We start from the raw sequence: 3329 nt of genomic DNA on the forward strand, positions 1-3329 counted from the left end.
GACGGCGCAACGGGAAGTCGACGTGGTTGCAGGCATCGCCATGGGCGAAGGGACCGCGTGCGAGCGGCTTGGCGCAGCCGCGTGGACCTTTGCCAGTCGCGCCTTGCGAGGCCGCCGGCTCGCGCACGCGCTGGTTGCCGAGCCGGTAGAGCCCGACGTCGAGGCAGCAAGGCTGACCTATCACCGTGCGCTGTCCAGGGTATTCAAGACCATCATCGAGCAGGGTGTTGCCGACGGCGAATTTCCGGCCCAGGATGCCGCGGCGTCGGCTGACTGCATCGTCGGCTGCCTGTTCGAAGGACTCGTCGCCCCGCTGAGCTCCGAAACCCGGCCACATGCCACGCCGTTGAGCCCTCAGGCGACAGCCATCATCACTTTCTGCCTTCGCGGTGTTTCCGGCCGCCCCTTGAGTTTCCCGGCCTGAGATTGCGTCGTTCGCGGCTTAGCAGGCATTTGCAACACCTCGCGCCCTGCAAAGAGAATCTCGGTTTCACTTACGGAAGACTGCGGACACACACCGCTTGAGGCTCCTGCGCCGCAATTCTCTCCCTATTTCGCTATTCTTCAGTGTTTTCCCTGCCCAGTCGGTTCTTGACAGAGAAGGGCACGCGCCATAGCCTTAAGTGAAATCACGATTTCACTTAAGATCGGCTGCGTGAATGGCGCAGGAGCGCAGTACCGGCGGATGCGCCCGCGTCGCTGTTGTGAACGGTGCGTGCGGCCGCTCGCGCGCGTCGCCCACGCAAGAATGGAGCTGTCATGCAAACGCTGTCGAATCCGCATCGGGAACGGTCCATTACCCCCGAGTTTCTCCTGCACACCGGACCGGCCCGTTCCCCCTCGCTAGCATCCTTCGTCGAGAGCTCGACATGGTTTGCTGGCTTGACGGCCGAGGAACAAGCCAGAGTGCAGGCCGACATCTACGAGCGCCAATATCCCGCTGGCGGCGTCGCTTGCCATCGTGGGGATCCGGCCGATCACTGGCTGGCCGTCATCGCAGGCATGGTGAAGGTCGACACCGCCTCGGCCTGCGGACGGGCCATCACGTTCGCCGGCGTCCCGGCCGGATCATGGTTTGGTGAGGGGGCGGTCCTGAAGAGCGAGCCGCGCCCCTATTCAGTCGTTGCGATCAAGGAAAGCCGCGTGGCCTTTGTGCCCCGCGCGACTTTCCTTTGGCTCCTGGAACGCAATCCCGCCTTCAGCCGCTATGTCATCGACCAGCTCAATGCCCGGTGCGGCTACTATGTTGGCCTGGTCCACAACCCCCGCCTGCATGAAGCGGCGGCTCGCGTTGCCTTCTGCCTGGCCGAACTGTTTCACCGCCAACTCTACCCGTCCACCGAGCGGATCCTGAGCTTGTCGCAGGAAGAAGTCGGGCGTTTGTCCGGCCTGTCGCGCCAGAACACCAATCGGGCGCTTCGCGAGCTGGCCGATGCCGGCATGCTGGCGATGGAGTATGGCGCCATACGAATTCTCGATCTGGAAGCGCTGCGGCGGTTCGCCCACATCGGCGACTGAAAGTTCGCAGAAGGGCCTGCCGTGACGCGCACCGGGGAACGGTGCCGCGTCACCTTGCCATTCCATTCGTCAGCACAACTCCACAGCGACAGCGGTCGCCTCGCCGCCCCCGATGCAGAGGCTTGCAATACCTCGCTTACCGCCAGTTGTTCGAAGCGCACCAAGCAGCGTGACGAGAATTCGCGCGCCAGAAGCGCCGATAGGATGCCCCAGTGCGCATGCACCGCCGTGGATGTTCACCTGGTCCCGATCCAGCCTCAGATCCTGCACCGCCGCCATGGGAACCACCGCGAAGGCCTCATTGATTTCCCACAGATCGACATCGGAGGAGGCCCATCCCGTGCGTTCAAGCAACTTGCGGATGGCACCAACCGGCGCAGTCGTGAATGTGGCAGGCTCCTGGGCGTGGCTGGAATGGCCGACGATCTTCGCGATGGGGCGCAGGCCCATGCGCTCCGCGACGGACTGACGGGTAAGCACCATCGCCGCGGCACCGTCCGAAATCGAGCTGGAGGTTGCCGCCGTCACCGTGCCGTCTTTTCTGAACGCAGGCTTGAGCGACGAAATGCGGCTCAGGTCGGCTTTGAGCGGCTGCTCATCTTCCCGGACGGTCACCGTTCGCTTGCGGTCGGCGACCGTCAGCGGCACGGTCTCCCAGGCAAAGTGGCCCTGCTGAATGGCCGCCTGCGCGCGCACCGTCGAGAGAACCGCCCACTCGTCCTGCGCATCCCTGCTGAATCGATACGCGTCGGCGCAGTCTTCCGCAAACGTCCCCATCAACCGACCACGCGTCTCATCGCCATAATGATCTTCGATACCGTCGAAGAACATATGGTCGATCAGCCTGCCATGGCCAAGCCTGTATCCGGCGCGCGCTTTCGGCAACAGATACGGGGCGTTCGACATCGATTCCATGCCGCCTGCCACCATGAGGTCGTTCGATTCCGCAACAAGCAGATCATGGGCGAGCATCACCGATTTCATGCCAGAGCCGCACACCTTGCTGATGGTCGTACAGGGCACGCCCAGCGGCAAGCCGGCGATGATGGACGCCTGCCGCGCCGGGGCTTGCCCAAGTCCGGCAGGAAGGACACATCCCATCAGTAGTTCATCGACTGCTGCGGGATTGATGTCCGCCCGCGTCACGGCGGCCTGGATCGCCGCGCCACCCAGCTCCGGCGCCGTCATCGATGCCAGTTCTCCCTGGAAGCCACCGATCGGGGTGCGGGCCGCGGAAAGGATCACTACCGGATCGTCTGTTCTGGTCATTACCTGCTCCCTGTTCTATTGATGGGTGGACGGCTGCACCTCGAGCGAGCCGAGCGAGCCGCCTTGCGTCGTCTGCACGGAGGCGCTGCGGCGGTGGTCGACCATCACGACGGCAATCGTTCCAATTACCCCGGCAATTCCGATCGCAACGAAGTTCTGCTCGAGCGGCAGCTTCATCGCTACCAGCATCCCGATCAGAACGGGTGCCACGATGGCGCCAAGACGTCCGATCCCCGAGGCGAAGCCAACGCCGGTCGATCGAATGGACCCGGGATAGAACTCGCCAGCGTATGCGTAAGCCAGCAGTTGGGTGCCCAGCGTCGATGCGCCGACGACGAACACCAGCAGGAAAAGCAGCTCCGTGGCCTTCGTGTATCCCATCAGGGTGAGCGACACTGCCCCGGTCGCGTAGAAGGCCACCAGGACATGCTTGATATTGAACTTGTCGCCAAGCCAGCCACCGAAGATCGCGCCGCATACCGCGCCGATATTGAACACCAACACAAAGTTCAGCGCAGATCCCAGGCTGTAGCCGGACATCG

General features: G+C 63.4%; 3 protein-coding genes and 1 pseudogene. 2 read left to right on the forward strand and 2 right to left on the reverse strand.

Annotated elements, in window-relative coordinates; translation table 11 throughout:
* Positions 1-424, forward strand: a pseudogene (locus tag VMR39_RS03995) (TetR/AcrR family transcriptional regulator); the annotation flags it as partial.
* Between the two features lie 335 nt (positions 425-759).
* Positions 760-1518, forward strand: a complete 759-nt coding sequence (locus VMR39_RS04000) for a Crp/Fnr family transcriptional regulator (protein ID WP_325414579.1) — start codon at positions 760-762, stop codon at positions 1516-1518.
* 69 nt (positions 1519-1587) lie between these two features.
* Here VMR39_RS04000 and VMR39_RS04005 read toward each other — a convergent pair whose 3' ends face one another.
* A complete protein-coding gene (locus VMR39_RS04005; protein WP_325414581.1) occupies positions 1588-2787 on the reverse strand; it encodes an acetyl-CoA C-acyltransferase in 1200 nt (399 codons plus the stop codon).
* 15 nt (positions 2788-2802) lie between these two features.
* A partial coding sequence (locus tag VMR39_RS04010) for an MFS transporter (protein ID WP_325414583.1) occupies positions 2803-3329 on the reverse strand: 527 nt, incomplete at its 5' end.

Origin of the sequence: Sphingobium sp. (assembly GCF_035511395.1) — a bacterium.
In the GTDB taxonomy this organism is placed as follows: domain Bacteria; phylum Pseudomonadota; class Alphaproteobacteria; order Sphingomonadales; family Sphingomonadaceae; genus Sphingobium.